The 16,713-nt window shown below is 72.7% G+C and carries 17 protein-coding genes and 1 tRNA gene; 12 read left to right on the plus strand and 6 right to left on the minus strand.

Features of this window, described 5'->3' with window-relative positions:
- Positions 1–267 precede the first annotated feature (267 nt).
- Positions 268–360: transfer RNA gene (locus EIM47_RS03565), tRNA-Ser, on the minus strand.
- A 143-nt stretch (positions 361–503) separates the two neighbouring features.
- Between EIM47_RS03565 and dnaX the strand changes: the two genes are divergently transcribed.
- The 4 genes from dnaX to EIM47_RS03585 all read left to right on the plus strand — a co-directional run bounded on the left by dnaX (position 504) and on the right by EIM47_RS03585 (position 3,963).
- Positions 504–2,483 (plus strand): DNA polymerase III subunit gamma/tau, encoded by a 1,980-nt coding sequence (gene dnaX / locus EIM47_RS03570; RefSeq protein ID WP_125076163.1) that lies wholly within the window; start codon positions 504–506, stop codon positions 2,481–2,483.
- A gap of 4 nt (positions 2,484–2,487) precedes the next feature.
- The gene (locus EIM47_RS03575) at positions 2,488–2,808 is read left to right on the plus strand and encodes a YbaB/EbfC family nucleoid-associated protein (RefSeq protein WP_019397650.1); all 321 of its coding nucleotides are present in this window, start codon (positions 2,488–2,490) and stop codon (positions 2,806–2,808) included.
- Between the two features lie 140 nt (positions 2,809–2,948).
- Positions 2,949–3,536: a recombination mediator RecR gene (recR, locus tag EIM47_RS03580; protein ID WP_019397649.1), complete on the plus strand. Its 588-nt coding sequence runs from the start codon at positions 2,949–2,951 to the stop codon at positions 3,534–3,536.
- Positions 3,537–3,615: 79 nt separating this feature from the next.
- Positions 3,616–3,963: a histidine triad nucleotide-binding protein gene (locus tag EIM47_RS03585; protein WP_019397648.1), complete on the plus strand. Its 348-nt coding sequence runs from the start codon at positions 3,616–3,618 to the stop codon at positions 3,961–3,963.
- Positions 3,964–4,054: 91 nt separating this feature from the next.
- Here EIM47_RS03585 and EIM47_RS03590 read toward each other — a convergent pair whose 3' ends face one another.
- From EIM47_RS03590 to EIM47_RS03605, 4 genes are read right to left on the minus strand one after another with little or no spacing between them, the layout of a single operon-like run.
- The gene (locus tag EIM47_RS03590; RefSeq protein WP_037034491.1) at positions 4,055–4,591 is read right to left on the minus strand and encodes a Slp family lipoprotein; all 537 of its coding nucleotides are present in this window, start codon (positions 4,589–4,591) and stop codon (positions 4,055–4,057) included.
- Positions 4,592–4,608: 17 nt separating this feature from the next.
- Positions 4,609–6,558 (minus strand): DUF3488 and transglutaminase-like domain-containing protein, encoded by a 1,950-nt coding sequence (locus tag EIM47_RS03595; RefSeq protein WP_125076164.1) that lies wholly within the window; start codon positions 6,556–6,558, stop codon positions 4,609–4,611.
- The gene (locus EIM47_RS03600; RefSeq protein WP_125076165.1) at positions 6,555–7,526 is read right to left on the minus strand and encodes a DUF58 domain-containing protein; all 972 of its coding nucleotides are present in this window, start codon (positions 7,524–7,526) and stop codon (positions 6,555–6,557) included. Before EIM47_RS03600 ends, EIM47_RS03595 begins: the two co-directional genes overlap by 4 nt.
- Positions 7,526–8,482, minus strand: coding sequence for an AAA family ATPase (locus EIM47_RS03605; protein WP_039730808.1), 957 nt, complete (start codon positions 8,480–8,482; stop codon positions 7,526–7,528). The genes EIM47_RS03600 and EIM47_RS03605 overlap by 1 nt, the downstream gene beginning before the upstream one ends.
- A gap of 41 nt (positions 8,483–8,523) precedes the next feature.
- Here EIM47_RS03605 and EIM47_RS03610 point away from each other — a divergent pair, with 41 nt between their 5' ends.
- The gene (locus tag EIM47_RS03610) at positions 8,524–10,383 is read left to right on the plus strand and encodes a glycosyltransferase family 39 protein (protein WP_019397643.1); all 1,860 of its coding nucleotides are present in this window, start codon (positions 8,524–8,526) and stop codon (positions 10,381–10,383) included.
- Positions 10,384–10,390: 7 nt separating this feature from the next.
- On the opposite strand, the gene EIM47_RS03615 is transcribed toward EIM47_RS03610, so the two are convergent.
- A complete protein-coding gene (locus EIM47_RS03615; protein ID WP_019397642.1) occupies positions 10,391–10,957 on the minus strand; it encodes a Maf family nucleotide pyrophosphatase in 567 nt (188 codons plus the stop codon).
- Positions 10,958–11,069: 112 nt separating this feature from the next.
- On the opposite strand from EIM47_RS03615, the gene EIM47_RS03620 reads away from it, so the two are divergent.
- The 7 genes from EIM47_RS03620 (at position 11,070) to fabF (ending at position 16,658) form a co-directional block, all read left to right on the plus strand.
- Entirely contained in the window at positions 11,070–11,591 is a 522-nt protein-coding gene (locus EIM47_RS03620) for a YceD family protein (RefSeq protein ID WP_039730807.1), read from the plus strand.
- A gap of 99 nt (positions 11,592–11,690) precedes the next feature.
- Positions 11,691–11,882, plus strand: a complete 192-nt coding sequence (gene rpmF / locus EIM47_RS03625; protein WP_019397640.1) for a 50S ribosomal protein L32 — start codon at positions 11,691–11,693, stop codon at positions 11,880–11,882.
- A gap of 86 nt (positions 11,883–11,968) precedes the next feature.
- Positions 11,969–12,949 (plus strand): beta-ketoacyl-ACP synthase III, encoded by a 981-nt coding sequence (locus EIM47_RS03630; protein WP_028914802.1) that lies wholly within the window; start codon positions 11,969–11,971, stop codon positions 12,947–12,949.
- A 166-nt stretch (positions 12,950–13,115) separates the two neighbouring features.
- A complete protein-coding gene (fabD, locus tag EIM47_RS03635) occupies positions 13,116–14,057 on the plus strand; it encodes an ACP S-malonyltransferase (protein WP_028914801.1) in 942 nt (313 codons plus the stop codon).
- Positions 14,058–14,109: 52 nt separating this feature from the next.
- The gene (gene fabG / locus EIM47_RS03640) at positions 14,110–14,856 is read left to right on the plus strand and encodes a 3-oxoacyl-ACP reductase FabG (RefSeq protein WP_125076166.1); all 747 of its coding nucleotides are present in this window, start codon (positions 14,110–14,112) and stop codon (positions 14,854–14,856) included.
- Positions 14,857–15,043: 187 nt separating this feature from the next.
- Positions 15,044–15,283: an acyl carrier protein gene (gene acpP, locus EIM47_RS03645; RefSeq protein ID WP_013535667.1), complete on the plus strand. Its 240-nt coding sequence runs from the start codon at positions 15,044–15,046 to the stop codon at positions 15,281–15,283.
- 136 nt (positions 15,284–15,419) lie between these two features.
- Positions 15,420–16,658, plus strand: coding sequence for a beta-ketoacyl-ACP synthase II (gene fabF, locus EIM47_RS03650; RefSeq protein ID WP_083852382.1), 1,239 nt, complete (start codon positions 15,420–15,422; stop codon positions 16,656–16,658).
- Positions 16,659–16,713 lie beyond the last annotated feature (55 nt).

Genomic DNA, 16,713 nt, shown 5'->3' on the forward strand with positions numbered 1-16,713 from the left:
GCGGCCTCGCCGCCTGGTGATGGCTTCGCCGGTGCTCCATCCGTGCGAGCAGGAGCCTGCCGATCCTTCAGGTTTTCCGGTGTCCCGGTGCCTCGGGTGGTTCGAGTCAGGATCCCTCTCTCCGCCAGCGCGAGGAGGGATTGCGAGCCGCTGCGCGCCTCGCGCCACCTGCTACGCGGGTGGTCGAACCGTGAGGGGTTTGAACCAGCCCATCTCTCCGCCAGACACGAAAAAGGCCCCCTTGCGGGGGCCTTCGCTTTTCGTATCTGGCGGAGAGAGGGGGATTCGAACCCCCGAGGCGGTGTTTAGCCGCCTACACACTTTCCAGGCGTGCTCCTTCAACCACTCGGACACCTCTCCGGAACCTGCCGGGCCGTCGCAACGGCCAGCAGGGCCGGGGATTCTAGCGCCCGCGCGGCCTTGCCACAAGCGCGGGGCGGCCGGCGCGGCGGGCATGGCACAATGCCGGTCCTGCCGGAAACCCGGCCGAACGTGGTCTGCCGATGTCCTACCTGGTCCTCGCCCGCAAGTGGCGCCCGAAGCGGTTCTCCGAGCTGGTCGGGCAGGAACACGTCGTCCGCGCCCTGGGCAACGCCCTGGACAGCGGGCGGGTGCACCATGCCTTCCTGTTCACCGGCACCCGCGGCGTGGGCAAGACCACCATCGCCCGCATCTTCGCCAAGTCGCTCAACTGCGAGAAGGGCACCAGCGCCGAGCCCTGCGGCCAGTGCGCCGCCTGCCAGGACATCGACGCCGGGCGCTACATCGACCTGCTGGAGATCGACGCGGCCTCCAACACCGGCGTGGACGACGTCCGCGAGGTGATCGAGAACGCGCAGTACATGCCCTCGCGCGGGCAGTACAAGGTGTACCTGATCGACGAGGTGCACATGCTCTCCAAGGCGGCGTTCAACGCGCTGCTGAAGACCCTGGAGGAGCCGCCGGGGCACGTGAAGTTCCTGCTGGCCACCACCGACCCGCAGAAGCTGCCGGTCACGGTGCTGTCGCGTTGCCTGCAGTTCAACCTCAAGCGGCTGGACGAGGGCCAGATCGAAGGCCAGATGACGAAGATCCTGGCCGCCGAGGGCATCGAGGCCGACGCCGGGGCGATCCGCCAGCTGGCGCGCGCGGCCGACGGCAGCCTGCGCGACGGCCTGTCGCTGCTGGACCAGGCCATCGCCTACGCCGGCGGCGCGCTGCGCGAGGATGCAGTGCGGGCCATGCTCGGCAGCGTCGACCGCACCCAGGTGGCGGCGCTGCTGGATGCGCTGGCCGACGGCAACGGAGAGGCCCTGCTGGCCACGGTCGAGCGCCTGGCCGGGTTCGCCCCTGACTGGGGCAACGTGCTGGAGGCGCTGGCCGAGGCGCTGCACCGGATCCAGGTGCGGCAGCTGGTGCCGGGCGCGCGGCGCGAGGACGAGGGCATCGACGTGGACGCCTACGCCGGCCGGGTGCGGCCGGAGGTGGTGCAGATCTGGTACCAGATGGCGATCAACGGCCGCCGCGACCTGGACCTGGCCCCGGCGCCGCGGGTCGGCTTCGAGATGAGCGTGCTGCGCATGCTGGCGTTCCGGCCCGAGGCCGATGCCGGGGCGCCGCCGCCGGGCGCCGGCGCGGACAGCGGGGCCGCCGCTTCCGGTGGCGGCCAGCGCGTGCCGGCGGCGGGTGCCGCCGCGGCGGCTCCGGCCGCGCCGGCGCCGGAAGCGGCCACGGCCGTGGCCGCGTCGCCGGTGCGGGCCGCGCCACGGGCCGAGCCCGTGTCAGCGCCGTCCGCGGATCCTTCCGACACGCCGCCGTGGGAGGTGCCCGCGGCGGCCGCGCCGCCGCGTCCGCAGCCGCCGGCGCGCGAAGTGCCGCCGATGGCGCCGCCATCCTGGCCCGCCGCGCAGGACGAAGCCCCGGCCATGCCGGCGCGCGCGCCCACCGGCAGTGCGCCTCCGGCCGCGGCCGAAGCGCTGCAGCCGGGCATCGTGATGAAGCCGGGTGCGCCGGTGCCGCAGCGCGAGCCGACGCCGGAGCCGGTCGTGCCCGCTGCTCCCGCCACCGCGGCCACGGCGCCCGCCGCTACCGATGGCGCGGTGATCGCCGATGCCGAGGACTGGCTGCAGCGGGTCGCCAGCTGCAAGCTCGGCGGCCTCAGCGGCCCGGCGCTGCAGCTGGCCACCAATACCGCCTTCGTCAGCCACGCCAATGGCGTGCTGACCCTGGCCCTGGACCCGGGCTTCGAATACCTGCGCAGCGAGCGTTCGGTGAACGCGCTGGCCGAGGCCCTGGCCGGGCAGCTGGGCGGGGCGCCGAAGATCGTGATCCAGACCGGTCCGGCCCCGGCCGAGACCCTGCACCAGCGGCTGGACCGCGAGCGCGGCTCGCGCCAGGCCGCGGCCGAGGAGACCTTCCTCAACGACCCGACGGTACGCCGCCTGGTCGAACAGCACGGCGCCCGCGTGGTGCCGGACTCCATCCGACCCGTAGACGAGAATTGAACCGATGCGCGGCAATATCGCCCAGCTGATGCAACAGGCGCAGAAGATGCAGGAGAACCTGCAGCGCGCCCAGGAAGAACTGGCCAAGCTCGAGGTCACCGGCAGCGCCGGCGGCGGCATGGTCAGCGTGACCCTCACCGGCGTGAAGGAATGCCGCAAGGTGCGGATCGACCCCAGCCTGATGTCCGACCCGGAGATGGTCGAGGACCTGGTGGCCGCCGCCTTCAACGACGCCTCCAACAAGGTCGACGCCGAGTCCAAGGCGAAGATGGCCGCCGCCTCGGCGGGGCTGCCGTTGCCGCCGGGGATGAAGCTGCCGTTCTGAAGAGCGTGATTCGTTATGGTCATTCGTGATTCGCAAGAGCCAACGGCAACTGCAGTGCTCGCTTGATGTCACAGGCCGCCGGCGCCGCGTCCCGGAGCGCGGCGGGACCTTCGAATCCCCAATCACGAATTACTGATCACATGCTTCTAGAGGAACTCATCGAAGCCTTCCGCGTGCTGCCGGGCGTCGGCCGCAAGAGCGCCCAGCGCATGGCCTACCACGTGCTCGAGCGTGGGCGCGAGGGCGGGAAGCGGCTGGCGGCGGTGCTGGCCGAGGCGGTGGAGCGGATCGGCCATTGCACGCAGTGCCGGGACTTCAGCGAGGACGAGCTGTGCCCGGTGTGCGCCAGCAGCGCGCGCGACCGGCAGCAGCTGTGCGTGGTCGAGACCCCGGCCGACCGCATGGCGATCGAGACCGCCACCGGCTACCGCGGGCTTTATTTCGTGCTGCAGGGGCGGCTGTCGCCGCTGGACGGGATCGGCCCGCGCGAGCTGGGGCTGGACACGCTGGCCACGCGCCTGGCCGGCGGCGAGGTGGCGGAGATGATCATCGCCACCAGCGCCACGGTCGAGGGCGAGGCCACCGCGCATTACCTGGCGCAGCTGGCGCGCCAGCACGGCGTGCGCCCCAGCCGCCTGGCCCAGGGCCTGCCGCTGGGCGGCGAGCTGGAATACGTGGACCGCGGCACGCTCTCGCACGCCTTTGGCAGCCGCTCGGAAATGCCCTGAAGCCGCAGCGGCCCCTCCCGGGCGGACAGGGACCCCGGCTGCGGTAAGCTGCCTCGCCAGGCCCAACCGCATACGGACCATGAGCGACACCATCTTCGGCAAGATCATCCGCGGCGAAATCCCGGCGACCATCGTCTACGAGGACGAGGACATCCTCGGCTTCAAGGACATCGCGCCGCAGGCGCCGGTGCACGTGCTGTTCATCCCCAAGCACGAGGCGATCCCGACCCTGGACGACGCCCGTCCCGAACACGCCCAGCTGCTGGGCAGGCTGATGCTGGCCGCGGCCGAGTACGCGCGCCGCGAGGGCCTGGCCCGGGACGGCTACCGGGTGGTGATGAACTGCCGCGAGCACGCGGGGCAGACCGTGTTCCACGTCCACCTGCACCTGCTGGCGGGCGCGCCGCTGGGCCGCTTCGGCAGCTGAGCGGCGGCAGACTTCCGCCGCGCATGCCACAAACGAAGACGCCGCCCATCGGGCGGCGTCTTCGCATTGGCCCGGGGAAGGCCGGCGCGGCTTACCACCACCAGCCCCAGGGGCCGCGGCGGTACGGGCCCCAGTACGGACCCCAGTACGGTCCCGGCGGCGGGACCACCACCTCGACCTCGCGCACTTCCGGCCACAGGTAGACCACGTCGGCGGCCAGCCTGGGCAGCTTGTAGTCGTACTCGCCGATGCGCACGGTATCGGTGCCCTCGACCTGGCCGACGAAGGTCACCTCGCGGCCCGGGGTGAACACGGCCGGATCGTAGAAGCCGGCGCGGCAGGCGACGAAGCGGCCCTGGGTGGCGTCGCTGGCGTTGCGCTGCGGGCGGCCGCTGCTGTTGAGCGGCATGGCCACCATCTGGAAGCAGGTGCGGTCCTGCTTGGGCTGGGTCTCGACGATGCGCCCGCCCCAGCGCACCGGGCTGGCGGCGGGCACGCTGCCGGCGGCCTGTTGCGGGGTGAGCTGCGGGAAGCTGCCCTGCAGCGGCTTGGGCGCGGTGGCGCACGCGGCCAGCAGCGACAGGCTGGCGGCCGCGGCAAGGATTCGGATGGTGTTGCGCAAGGTCATCTCAACCTCCGGAAGGATCAGGGGCGATGCCTCCGCAGGTCGCGGACCAGCTGGTGCATTTCCCCCTTGGGCACCGGAGCGTAGCGCGAATCGGCGAAACGTTGGCTGAGTGCAACCAGTTCCGCGCCCGATTGCGGCCGCGCCGCGGCCACCCGCTGCGCCCAGGCCAGGGCCGGTTCGTGCGTGGCGCGGCCCAGCCCCAGGCGCGCATAGCGCCGGCCCAGGCGGTGCCAGGCGCGCAGCAGCGGGTCGCGCTCGCGTTCGGCGCGCGCCAGCCACCAGGCCATCGCCGCCAGCGCCAGCGCGGCCAGCGCGGCGAACGCCAGCAGCAGCTGCGCCGGTTCCAGCCGCTGCAGGCCCAGCGGCCGCAGCAGGGCCTGCTGGCGCTGGGCATTGAAGCCCAGGACCAGGTCGTTCCAGCCGCGCCGCAGCCAGTCGGTGAGGTGGCCGACGTTGTGCAGGCGCAGCGCGCGCAGGCCGGCGCCGGCGTCCTGCATCGCGCGGCGCTGCTCCAGGGTGTCGTAGACCCGCTCGGGGGCGACCGCGGCGGTGGGGTCGACCCGGGTCCAGCCGCGGCCTTCCAGCCATACCTCGACCCAGGCGTGGGCGTCCATGCGCCGCACGATCCAGTAGTCCGCGAACGGGTTGCGGTAGCCGCCGGCGTAGCCGATCACCACCCGGGCCGGCACGCCGGCGGCGCGCATCAGGATGGCGAAGGAGGAACTGAACTGTTCGCAATAACCCTGGCGCAGTTCGAACAGGAACTGGTCGGCGGCGTCGCGTGCCGGCAGCGGCACCTCCAGGGTGTAGCCGAATTCGGCGCGGATCCAGTCCAGGGCGCGTTGCACGATCGCCGCATCGTCGTCGCCGGCTTCCGCGCGCCAGTGCCGGGCCAGTTCGCGGGTGCGCGGGTCGCGCCCGGGCGGCAGCGCCAGGGCCAGGGCGCGCACGCGCGGATGCAGCTGCAGGTCGCGCTGGCGTGCCGGCGCCGAGCGCAGGTGCCAGCGGCTCAGCGACGCCAGCGGGCGGTCGCTGGCCAGGGTGTGGTCGAAGCCCAGCTGCGCGCCGTCCGGGGCATGCAGCGGCAGGTCCAGCGCCACCAGCTGGCGGCGGTCGGTGGGTTCCATCTCCAGCTCGTACGCCCACGTATCGCCTCCGGCCGGCTGCAGCGCGGGCGGTGGCAGCAGGTCCAGGCCCGGCTCGCGGGTCCAGGCGCGGCCGTCGTAGTTCCACAGCACCGTGCCGCGCCAGTACAGCTGCTCCGGCGCCGGCGGCAGGGTGTCGAAGCGCACCCGCAGCGCCGGGGTGTCATCGGCCATGAAGTCGATCCAGGTGCCCGGCTCCATGCGATCGGCCAGGCCGGGGCGGGCGACCGCGCGCTCGGGCACGCCCCACAGCGGCGTGGCCAGGCGCGGGAACAGCCAGAACGCGGCCAGCGCCAGGGGCAGGCCGATGGCGACCAGCCGCCCCATCACCCGCAAGCGCTCGCGCAGGGGCAGCGGGGTGGCCTGGTTCTCCACGTCGGCCAGGCGCTGCAGCGCCAGCAGCGCGCTGAGCACCGCGGCCAGGCCCAGCAGCATCGACAGCGGGCCCTGGTCGAGCAGGAACGCGGCGAACGGGGCGAACAGCGAGAAGCCCAGCAGGCTGCGCGCGTCGCGCAGGTGGTGGGACTCGCCCGGCTTGATCGCCAGCATCGCCGCCAGCAGGGCGCAGCCGGTGTCGCGGCCCAGGCGTGGCCCCATCATCGCCAGCACCAGGGCAAGCATGGCCAGGGCCAGCAGCAGGCGCAGCCACGCCGGCAGGGGACGGGCCCAGGAGGCATAGGTCACCACCGCTGCGGCGCCGGCGAACCCCACCGCCAGGCCCGGCGGCAGGAGCAGCAGCAGCGGCAGCAGGGCCAGGCCGGCGGTGGCCACCGTCCAGGCGCGGGTGGAGGAGGGCAGCAGCGGGGCGTCGGCGCGGCTCATGCGGCGCCGTCCGGCAGCAGGGCCAGCGCCCGCAGGCAGGCGTGGCGGTGTTCGGGGCCCTGGCCGGGGCCGATGTCGTCCTGCGCCGGCAGGCGCAGGCGGTAGCGACGGCCTTCGCGTTCGGCCTGGTCGACCCAGGCGGCCAGGCGGCTGATCCGCGCCTCCACCGCCAGCGCCGGCAGGTCGCGCCAGTCCAGCACCAGCTCGCGGCCTTCGGCGCGTTCGAACTCGCGCACCACCAGGGCATCGCGGCGCGCGCTGTGCTTCCAGGCGATGGTGCGCGGCGGGTCGCCGGGGCGGTAGGCGCGCAGCTGGTGCGGTTCCTCGCCCAGCGGGTCGGGGCGGCCGCGGCCGAGGCTGCCGGCGCTGTCCGGCAGCGGCGGCGGGCTCGGTTCCGGGCGCGGGTAGACCAGCAGCGGCTGGCGTGGCCAGACCCGCGACCACGCCCGCACCAGGCCCAGTGGCTGGGTGGTCGACAGGCGGATGCGGCCCGGCGCCAGCCAGCCCCGGCGCCGGGTGGGCAGGGGCAGTACCAGTTCGGCCGAGCCGTTGGCCGGCACCGCGGCCCAGGCCTGGGCACCGTCGAGGTCGGCGCGCAGGCCGCGCCGCGCACGCCCGTCGCGGCTGGCCAGGGACAGGCGCAGGGCCAGCGGCTGGCCGGCCTGCACCGGTTCGGCGGAGGCCGCCTCCACCCGCAGCCCGGACAGCTGCAGATGGGTGGCGATCAGGCTGGCCAGCCCGGAGGCGCCCAGCAGCAGCGCCAGCAGCAGGGCCGGGTTGTTGTTGTAGTTGAGTGCGCCCACCAGCATCACCAGGACCAGGGCGGCGTAGAACAGGCCGAAGCCGGTGGGCAGCACGTAGACCCGGCGGCGGTCGATCAGCGCCGGCAGCGGCTCCGGCGCGCGCGGACGCTCCAGCGCGGCGGCCAGCGCCCGCATGCGCGCGCCCCAGCCCCGCAGGCGTTCCATCAGTCCACCGGCACCGCGTGCAGCACCGCCTTGGCCAAGGCCGCGCCCTGGTCGGCCTCGGCCTCGGGCACCAGGCGGTGGCCGGCGACCGGGATGAAGAGTGCCTGCACGTCCTCCGGCAGCACGTGGCCGCGCCCCAGCAGCAGGGCCCAGGCGCGCGCGGCGCGCAGCAGGGCCAGGCCGGCGCGCGGGGACAGGCCGACGCGCACGCCGGGGTGGCGGCGGCTGCGCGCCAGCAGGGCCTGGACGTAGTCGACCAGGGCCTCGCTGGCATGCACCCGGGCCGCGGCCTCGCGCAGCGCCGGGACCTCGCCTTCGCCCAGCACCGGCGCGGCCTGGGCGATCAGCTCGCGGCGGTCGGCGCCGGTGAGCAGGGCGCGCTCGGCCTCGGCGCCGGGATAGCCCAGCGAGAAGCGCAGCAGGAAACGATCCAGCTGCGAGTCGGGCAGGGGGAAGGTGCCGGACAGGTCGACCGGGTTCTGGGTGGCGATCACGAAGAACGGGTCGGGCAGGCGGTGGGTGGTGCCGTCCAGGGTAACCTGCTGCTCGGCCATCGCCTCCAGCAGCGCGCTCTGGGTGCGCGGCGGGGCGCGGTTGATCTCGTCGGCCAGCAGCACCTGGGTGAACACCGGGCCGGGATGGAACTGGAACTGGCGCGCACTGGCGTCGTATACCGATACGCCCAGCACGTCCGCCGGCAGCAGGTCGGAGGTGAACTGCACGCGCTGGAACGACAGGCCCACGGTGGCCGCCAGCGCATGCGCCAGGGTGGTCTTGCCCAGGCCCGGCAGGTCCTCGATCAGGACGTGGCCGCCGGCCAGCAGCGCCACCAGGGCCAGGCGTACCTCGTGCGCCTTGCCGAGGACCATGGCATTGACCTGTTCCTGCGCACGGGCGAGGGCGTCGGCCAGCGGGTCGGGTAGGATCAGTGACTGTCTTTCCCTGGAGTTCGCCATCGCATGCCTGCGTTACCGGATCGGCCTGGAGTGTACCGGGTATGCAGGACGGGCTAGGCGCGCGGCGCGCCTTCGTCCTGCTGTGGGCGGCGGCGTGCGTGCTGAAGCTGGTGGTGGCCGCAAGGCTGCCGCTGTTCGTGGACGAGGCCTTCTACTGGCAGGAAGGCCGCCACCTGGCCCCGGCCTATTCCGACCTGCCGGGCATGACCGCGTGGCTGGCCCGGCTCGGCACCGAGTTCGGCGGCGACCACCTGCTGGCGCTGCGCATGCCGTTCCTGCTGGTGGGCGCGTTCGTGCCGTGGTGGGTGGCGCGGATCGGCCGGCGCTGGTTCGGCGACCGCCTGGGCTGGCATGCCGGCAGCCTGGCGGTGCTGATGCCGCTGTCCGGCACGCTCGGGCTGCTGGCCCTGCCGGACGTGCCGCTGGCCCTGGCCACGGTGCTGTGCCTGCACGCCGGCACCCACCTCACCCGCCAGGTGAGCGCGCTGGCGGTGCTGGAACTGGGCATCGGCCTGGCCCTGGGCGCGCTGAGCCATTACCGCTTCGCCGGGGTGATGGTGGCCGGCGCGGCGGCCATGCTGGTCCTGCCGCAGGGCCGGCGCCTGCTGGAGGATCCGCGGGTGCTGCTGGCCCTGGCGGTGGGCCTGCTGGCGTGGGCGCCGCTGCTGATGTGGAACCTGGACCACGGCGATGCGGGCGTGCGCTTCCAGTTCGTGGACCGGCACCCGTGGGCGCTGCATGCCGGCGGCCTGGCGTTCCTGCCGGTGCAGGCGGCGATGGTCACCCCGCTGCTGCTGGCGGCGATGCTGCGCGGCGCATGGCATTGCGCGCGGCCGCTGCGCGCGCTGCGGCCGCCGTGGCGCTTCCTCGGCCTGTTCGGCGGGCTGGTGGCCGGCGGCTTCTTCCTGCTGGGGTTCTTCACCGATGCCGAGCGGGTCAGCTTCCACTGGCCGCTGCCGGCCTGGCTGGCATTGCTGCCGTTGGCGGCGCTGCTGCTGCAGGGCTGGCCGCGGCACTGGCGCCGCGCGGCCTGGGCCACGACCGCGGCCGGCGCGGTGCTGGCGTTCGCCTGGCTGCTGGCGGTGTCGATCCCGGCGGTGCGCGCGGAACTGGCCGGCAGCAAGCACTATCCGCGCAACTTCGCCGGCTGGGACGCGCTGGCGGCGGAAGTGCGCGGCGCGCTGGCCGACATGCCCGACGGCACGGTGCTGGTGGGCGACAGCTTCAAGGTCGGCGCGCAGCTGGGCTTCGCCATGGGCGATCCGGACATCCGCGTGCTGCCGCACCCGCTCAACGCCCACCACGGCCGCTCGCCGCAGCTGGCGCTGTGGGGCCTGCTGGTGGACCAGCCGCTGGACTCGGACGTGCTGCTGGTGGCCGCCGCCAGCGACGTGCCGTTCAAGAACACGCTGCAGTACTACCAGTCGCTGTGCGACTGGCTGGGGCCGCTGCCGCCGCCGCAGGTGCTGGCGGTCGACAACCTCGCCCAGCGCTTCCTGCTGTTCCGGCTGCCGCCCGGCCGCGCCGAGGGCCAGTGCACCTTGCCGGCGCTGGCCTGGATGGACGCGCCGGCGGCTGGCGCGGTCCTGGACTGCGCGTACGAGGCCAGCGGCTGGGCGTTCAAGGACGGGGTCGGCGTGGAGGCGGTGGAACTGCTGCTGGACGGGCGCGTGCTGGCGCGCGCCGACTATGGCCGACCGGCGCCGCAGGTGGCCGAGTACTGGCGCAACAGCACCGATCCCACCCATCCGGACGTGGGCTTCGTCGCCCGCGGCCGGCTGCCGGACTGGGTGCGCCCCGGGCGCCATCGCCTGGCGCTGCGCGTGCACGGACGCGACGGCAGCGTCGAGGACGGCTGGATGCAACTCGTGCGCACGCCGCGCTGCGCGGCCGGCGGCTGAGCGGGCTTCAGGGCAGGGCGTAGCCGGCCTGGCGCAGCAGGCCGGACAGGGCGATCAGCGGCAGGCCGACGAGGCCGGTGGGGTCGGTCGATTCGATCGCCTCGAACAGGGTGATGCCCAGGCCTTCGCACTTGAAGCTGCCGGCGCAGTCGAACGGCTGCTCGGCGTCGACGTAGCGCTCGATCTCCGCGCGCCCAAGCGGGCGGAAATGGACCCGGGTCAGGTCGGTGGCGGCGAAGCTGCCACCCGGGCCCTGCACGCACACCGCGGTGTGGAAGCGCACCACGCGTCCGCCCATCGCCGCCAGCTGCGCAATCGCGGCCTCGCGACCGCCGGGCTTGCCGAGGATGCGGCCGTCCAGCTCGGCGGCCTGGTCCGAGCCGACCACCCAGTCGCCCGGGCGCGCGGCCGCCACCGCGCCGGCCTTGGCGGCCGCCAGCCGGCGCACCAGCGGCGCCACTTCCTCGCCCGGCAGCGGGGTCTCGTCGACCTCCGGGCGCGCGCATTCGAAGGGCAGGCGCAGGCGTTGCAGCAGTTCGCGGCGGTAGGGGGAGGTCGAGGCGAGGACGAGCATGGCCGGTTCGTGGGAAAATGGCGCGCCAGTCTCCCGCGCCGCGCGCCCACCGGCAAACGTTCATGGCGCGGGTTTGACAGGGGGCGGGGCGGTCCTTAACATTCAGCGGCTTATGTCCGCTGGTGTGCCCGCAGTGCAGGTCCCCGAAACGCTGGACGCCTGGAGGATGGTCGCCACGCGGCGGCAGTTCGAGGGGCGGGTGGCGCTTTCGGCGCTGCCGCGCCTGCAGGGCAGCCTCGCCGACACCGAGGGCGAATGCAGCTTCACGCTGGAGTTCGGCCAGGACGCGTTGCAGGTGCCGTTCATCGAGCTGGCGCTGGAGGCCGGCCTGCCGCTGGTATGCCAGCGCAGCCTGGAGCGCTTCGTGTTCCCGGTGAAGGCGGTGCAGCGCCTGGGGCTGATCCGCGACGAGGCCCAGGAGGCGGCGTTGCCGCCGGGGTACGAGCCGCTGCTGGTGCCGGAGGACGGCATCCTGCGGCCGCTGGACCTGGTGGAGGACGAACTGGTGCTGGCGCTGCCGGTGGTCCCGGTCTCGCCGGACAGCGAGCCGGTCGACCGGACCTGGTCGGCCAGCGAGGAAGAACAGCAGGCGGCCAGCCCGTTCGCGGCGCTGGCGGCCCTGAAAAAGAAGTAGTACGGCCGCGCCGCCGCGCAAAGGCGCCCTGGAACGGCACCGGCGGGTGGCTTCGAGGCTTTACAGAACACGCAATTCAACCGAGTTTGGAGCAATCCCATGGCTGTGCAGAAATCCCGTGTCACCCCGTCCCGCCGTGGCCAGCGTCGTTCGCATGACGCGCTGACCGCCAAGCAGCTGTCGACCGACCCGACCACCGGCGAGATCCACCTGCGCCACCACGTGACCGCCGACGGCTACTACCGCGGCAAGAAGGTCATCGCCACCAAGAACGTGGTCGAGGAAGACTGAGACCCCCATCCGGGCGGACGCGTCGCGCCCGCCCGGTTTGCGGCCAATCTCCGGCTCCCGCGGGAGCCTTCCCTGCGGGAGTACGCATGAGCGAGCGGATCTATTCGCGCATCGCCGGAACCGGCAGCTACCTGCCGGAGAAGGTGGTTACCAATGACGACCTGGCCAAGGTGGTCGACACCAGCGACGAGTGGATCCGTACGCGGACCGGCATCCGCGAGCGCCGGGTGGCGGCCGAGGGCCAGACCACCAGCGACATGGCCTACCAGGCCGCGCTGAAGGCGATCGAGGCCGCCGGCATCGCGGCCGAGGAGATCGACCTGATCGTGGTCGGCACCACCACGCCGGACGTGATCTTCCCGTCCACCGCGTGCCTGGTGCAGCAGAAGCTGGGCATCGCCGGTTGCCCGGCGTTCGACGTCAATGCCGCCTGCTCGGGCTTCGTGTTCGCCCTGAGCGTGGCCGACAAGTTCATCCGTTCCGGCGCGGCGCGCACCGCGCTGGTGATCGGTGCAGAGACCCTTACCCGCATCGTCGACTGGACCGACCGCACCACCTGCGTGCTGTTCGGCGACGGTGCCGGCGCGGTCGTGCTCAAGGCCGACAGCGAGACCGGCATCCTCTCCACCCACCTGCACGCCGACGGCAGCAAGCGCGAGCTGCTGCACTGCCCGGCGGGCGTGTCCAGTGGCTTCGACGCCGGCGCCACCAATGCCGGCGTGCGCATCCTCATGGCCGGCAACGAGGTGTTCAAGCACGCGGTCAAGGCGCTGGACGGCGTGGTCGACGAGACCCTGGAGGCCAACGGCCTGGGCCGCGGCGACCTGGACTGGCTGATCCCGCACCAGGCCAACCTGCGCATCATCGAGGCCACCGCCAAGCGACTGGAGATGCCGATGGACCGCGTGGTCGTCACCGTCGACCGCCACGGCAATACCTCCGCCGGCTCGGTGCCGCTGGCGCTGGACGAGGCGGTGCGCTCCGGCCGGGTGCAGCGCGGCCAGCTGCTGCTGCTGGAAGCGTTCGGCGGCGGTTTCACCTGGGGCTCGGCGCTGCTGCGCTACTGAGCCTGGCACCACGTCCAGCGAACCGGAAAGGCCGCCACCGTGCGGCCTTTCCGCGTTTCCGGGCAGTCCCGGGCGCGTTCGCCGCGGCCTGCACATACGCGGTCGTACAGACAAACGGCGCGTTGCGCCCGTATCATCGCCGTCCTTCTTCGAATTGCGACAGCACGTGACCCAAGCGACGCTTGCCTTTGTCTTCCCCGGCCAGGGTTCCCAGTCCGTCGGCATGCTCGCCGAACTGGCGGCGGCGCACCCGCAGGTGCGCGAGGCCTTCGCCGAGGCCTCCGAAGGCGCCGGCGTCGACCTGTGGAAGCTCTCGCAGGAGGGCCCGGAAGAGCAGCTCAACCGCACCGAGTTCACCCAGCCGGCGCTGCTGGCCGCGGGCGTGGCGGCTTGGCGCGCGTGGCAGGCCCAGGGCGGCGCACAGCCGGCGCTGCTGGCCGGCCACAGCCTCGGCGAGTACACCGCGCTGGTGGCCGCCGGCGCGCTGTCGCTGCACGACGGCGCGCGCCTGGTGCGCCTGCGTGGCCAGCTGATGCAGGAGGCCGCGCCCGCCGGCAGCGGTGCGATGGCCGCGGTGCTGGGCGCCGAGGACGCGGTGGTGGAGGAGGTCTGCACCCAGGCCTCGTCCAGCGGGATCGTGGTCCCGGCCAACTACAACTCGCCCGGCCAGATCGTGATCGGCGGCGACGCGGCCGCGGTCGACGCGGCGCTGGCGCTGCTGGCCGAGCGCGGCGTGCGCAAGGCGGTCAAGCTGGCGGTGAGCGTGCCCTCGCATACCCCGCTGATGCGCCAGGCGGCCGACCGCCTTGGCGAGGCGATGGCGCAGTTGCAGTGGCAGGCACCGGCCCTGCCGGTGGTGCAGAACGTGGACGCGCAGGTGCACGAGGGCGTGGACGCGATCCGCGACGCCCTGGTGCGCCAGCTCTACCTGCCGGTACGCTGGACCGGCTGCGTGCAGGCGCTGGCTTCGCGTGGCGCCACCCGCATCGCCGAGTGCGGCCCGGGCAAGGTCCTGGCCGGCCTGGTGAAGCGCATCGACAAGTCGCTGGACGCGCGCGCCATCGGCGCGGCGGCCGACTTCGACGCGGCGCTGGCCGACTGGCGCTGACATCCACGCGGCCGCGCCGCGGCCGTCCTAGCTGAAGATTCAAGAGGTCGACATGAGCAACCTGCCCCTGAGCGGCGAGATCGCCCTGGTTACCGGCGCCAGCCGCGGCATCGGCGCGGCCATCGCCGACGAGCTGGCCGCGCGCGGTGCCACCGTGGTCGGCACCGCCACCAGCGATGCCGGCGCGCAGGCGATCGGCGAGCGCCTGGCGGGCAAGGGCGGCCACGGCCGCCGGCTCGACGTCACCGAGCCCGGCGCCATCGACGCGCTGGTCGACGCGATCGCCAAGGAGTTCGGCCCGGTCTCGATCCTGGTCAACAACGCCGGCATCACCCGCGACAACCTGCTCATGCGGATGAAGGACGAGGACTGGCAGGCCATCCTCGACACCAACCTCACCAGCGTCTACCGCAGCTGCAAGGCGGTGATGCGCGGGATGATGAAGGCGCGCAAGGGCCGCATCGTCAACATCGCCTCGGTGATCGGCGCCACCGGCAACGCCGGCCAGGCCAACTACGCCGCGGCCAAGGCCGGCATCATCGCCTTCAGCAAGTCGCTGGCCAAGGAGATCGGCAGCCGCGGCGTGACCGTGAACGTGGTTGCCCCGGGCTTCATCGACACCGACATGACCCGTGACCTGCCGGCGGACGCCAAGGAGGCGATGCTCGGCCAGATCGCGCTGGGCCGCCTCGGCGAACCGGCGGACATCGCCCGCGCCGTGGCCTTCCTCGCCGGCCCGGACGCCGGCTACATCACCGGCGAGACCCTGCACGTGAACGGCGGCATGTACATGGCCTGACACCGGCCCGCAGCTGCCAAACAAGACCCCAAAAGCCGCGCAAGCTTCTGAATGGCCTGCATTTTCCCGCGGGTGCCAGTGGCCCCGGCTTTTGACTACACTATCCGCCTTGTGGATCAGTGAAACCCGGGCCGCGCATCCTCGCGCCGGTTCGACCAACAACCACTCCGCCTGGAGCAGCAAACCCATGAGCACCATCGAAGAGCGCGTCAAGAAAATCGTCGTCGAACAGCTCGGCGTCAAGGAAGAGGAAGTGACCAACAGCGCATCGTTCGTCGACGACCTGGGCGCCGACTCGCTCGACACCGTCGAGCTGGTGATGGCCCTGGAAGAGGAGTTCGAGTGCGAGATCCCGGACGAAGAGGCCGAGAAGATCACCTCCGTCCAGCAGGCGATCGATTACATCAAGGCCCACGTCAAGAGCTGACGCGCGCCGTGCCCGCGGACCCGCGTGGTCCGCGGCGACCACATTCCGACGGGGCCGCTGCATGCGGCCCCGTGCATGTCCGGCGGAAACCCGCCGGCATGCGCAATCCCGCACCGAGAAGCAGCAGGAGCCGCCAATGAGTCAGCGTCGCGTCGTCGTCACCGGCATGGGCATGGTCTCGCCGCTGGGCAACGACCTGGCCAGCAGCTGGGATGGCATCGTCAACGGCCGGTCGGGCATCGGCCCGGTCACGCATTTCGATGCGAGCGCCTACGCCACCCGCATCGCCGGCGAGATCCGCGATTTCGATCCCACCGCGTTCCTGCCGCCGAAGGACGCCAAGAAGATGGAGCCGTTCATCCATTACGGACTGGCGGCTGCGTTCATGGCCCTGGACGACTCCGGCCTGGAGATCACCGAGGCCAACGCCGAGCGCGTGGGCGCGATCATCGGTTCGGGCATCGGCGGCATCCTCGGCATCGAGGAGCAGACCGCCAAGTACCTCGAGGGCGGCCCGCGCAAGATCTCGCCGTTCTACGTGCCCAGCACCATCATCAACATGCTGCCGGGCCAGCTGAGCATCATCCGCGGGCTGAAGGGGCCGAACTTCTCGGCCGTCTCCGCCTGCGCCACTTCCAACCATTCCATCGGCACGGCGATGCGCCTGATCCAGCACGGCGACGCCGACGTGATGGTGGCCGGCGGCGCCGAGCGCGGCTCCTCGCCGACCTCGATGGGCGGCTTCTGCTCGATGAAGGCCATGTCCACCCGCAACGACGAGCCCGAGCGCGCCTCGCGCCCGTGGGACGCCGAGCGCGACGGCTTCGTCCTGGGCGACGGCGCCGGCATCCTGGTGCTGGAGGAGTACGAGCACGCCAAGGCACGCGGCGCGCGCATCTACGCCGAGTTGCTGGGCTTCGGCGCCAGTGCCGACGCCAACCACATGACCGCCCCCAGCGAGGACGGCGACGGCGCCGCGCGCTGCATGCTGGCCGCGCTGCGCGACGCGAAGATCGATCCGGCGAAGGTCGACTACCTCAACGCGCACGGCACCTCGACCCCGCTGGGCGACCTGGCCGAGACCCTGGCGATCAAGCGCGCCTTTGGCGACCACGCCTACAAGATGATGGTCAGCTCGACCAAGTCGATGACCGGCCACCTGCTGGGCGCCGCCGGCGGCGTGGAGGCGATTTTCTCGGTGCTGGCCATCCACCACGGCATCGTGCCGCCGACCATCAACCTGGAGAACCCGGGCGAGGGCTGCGACCTGGACTACGTGCCCAACGTGGCGCGCCAGGCCAGGGTCGACGTGGCCGTGTCCAACGGCTTCGGTTTCGGCGGCACCAACGGCACCCTGGTCTTCGGCCGCATCTGATGGCTACGGCGCCGGCCGCGGCCGGCGCCCGCCACTGCAACGGCATCCGCCGCCG

The organism is Pseudoxanthomonas sp. SGT-18, from assembly GCF_003931645.1.
Classification (GTDB): domain Bacteria; phylum Pseudomonadota; class Gammaproteobacteria; order Xanthomonadales; family Xanthomonadaceae; genus Pseudoxanthomonas.

Coding starts and splice junctions, on each gene's coding strand:
- dnaX (WP_125076163.1), top strand. CDS start 504: ATGTCCTACCTGGTCCTCGCCCGCAAGTGGCGCCCGAAGCGGTTCTCC.
- rpmF (WP_019397640.1), top strand. CDS start 11,691: ATGGCTGTGCAGAAATCCCGTGTCACCCCGTCCCGCCGTGGCCAGCGT.
- EIM47_RS03600 (WP_125076165.1), bottom strand. CDS start 7,526: ATGGAACGCCTGCGGGGCTGGGGCGCGCGCATGCGGGCGCTGGCCGCC.
- EIM47_RS03575 (WP_019397650.1), top strand. CDS start 2,488: ATGCGCGGCAATATCGCCCAGCTGATGCAACAGGCGCAGAAGATGCAG.
- EIM47_RS03590 (WP_037034491.1), bottom strand. CDS start 4,591: ATGACCTTGCGCAACACCATCCGAATCCTTGCCGCGGCCGCCAGCCTG.
- fabF (WP_083852382.1), top strand. CDS start 15,420: ATGAGTCAGCGTCGCGTCGTCGTCACCGGCATGGGCATGGTCTCGCCG.
- EIM47_RS03620 (WP_039730807.1), top strand. CDS start 11,070: ATGTCCGCTGGTGTGCCCGCAGTGCAGGTCCCCGAAACGCTGGACGCC.
- EIM47_RS03610 (WP_019397643.1), top strand. CDS start 8,524: ATGCAGGACGGGCTAGGCGCGCGGCGCGCCTTCGTCCTGCTGTGGGCG.
- fabG (WP_125076166.1), top strand. CDS start 14,110: ATGAGCAACCTGCCCCTGAGCGGCGAGATCGCCCTGGTTACCGGCGCC.
- EIM47_RS03630 (WP_028914802.1), top strand. CDS start 11,969: ATGAGCGAGCGGATCTATTCGCGCATCGCCGGAACCGGCAGCTACCTG.
- recR (WP_019397649.1), top strand. CDS start 2,949: ATGCTTCTAGAGGAACTCATCGAAGCCTTCCGCGTGCTGCCGGGCGTC.
- acpP (WP_013535667.1), top strand. CDS start 15,044: ATGAGCACCATCGAAGAGCGCGTCAAGAAAATCGTCGTCGAACAGCTC.
- EIM47_RS03585 (WP_019397648.1), top strand. CDS start 3,616: ATGAGCGACACCATCTTCGGCAAGATCATCCGCGGCGAAATCCCGGCG.
- EIM47_RS03595 (WP_125076164.1), bottom strand. CDS start 6,558: ATGAGCCGCGCCGACGCCCCGCTGCTGCCCTCCTCCACCCGCGCCTGG.
- EIM47_RS03615 (WP_019397642.1), bottom strand. CDS start 10,957: ATGCTCGTCCTCGCCTCGACCTCCCCCTACCGCCGCGAACTGCTGCAA.
- EIM47_RS03605 (WP_039730808.1), bottom strand. CDS start 8,482: ATGGCGAACTCCAGGGAAAGACAGTCACTGATCCTACCCGACCCGCTG.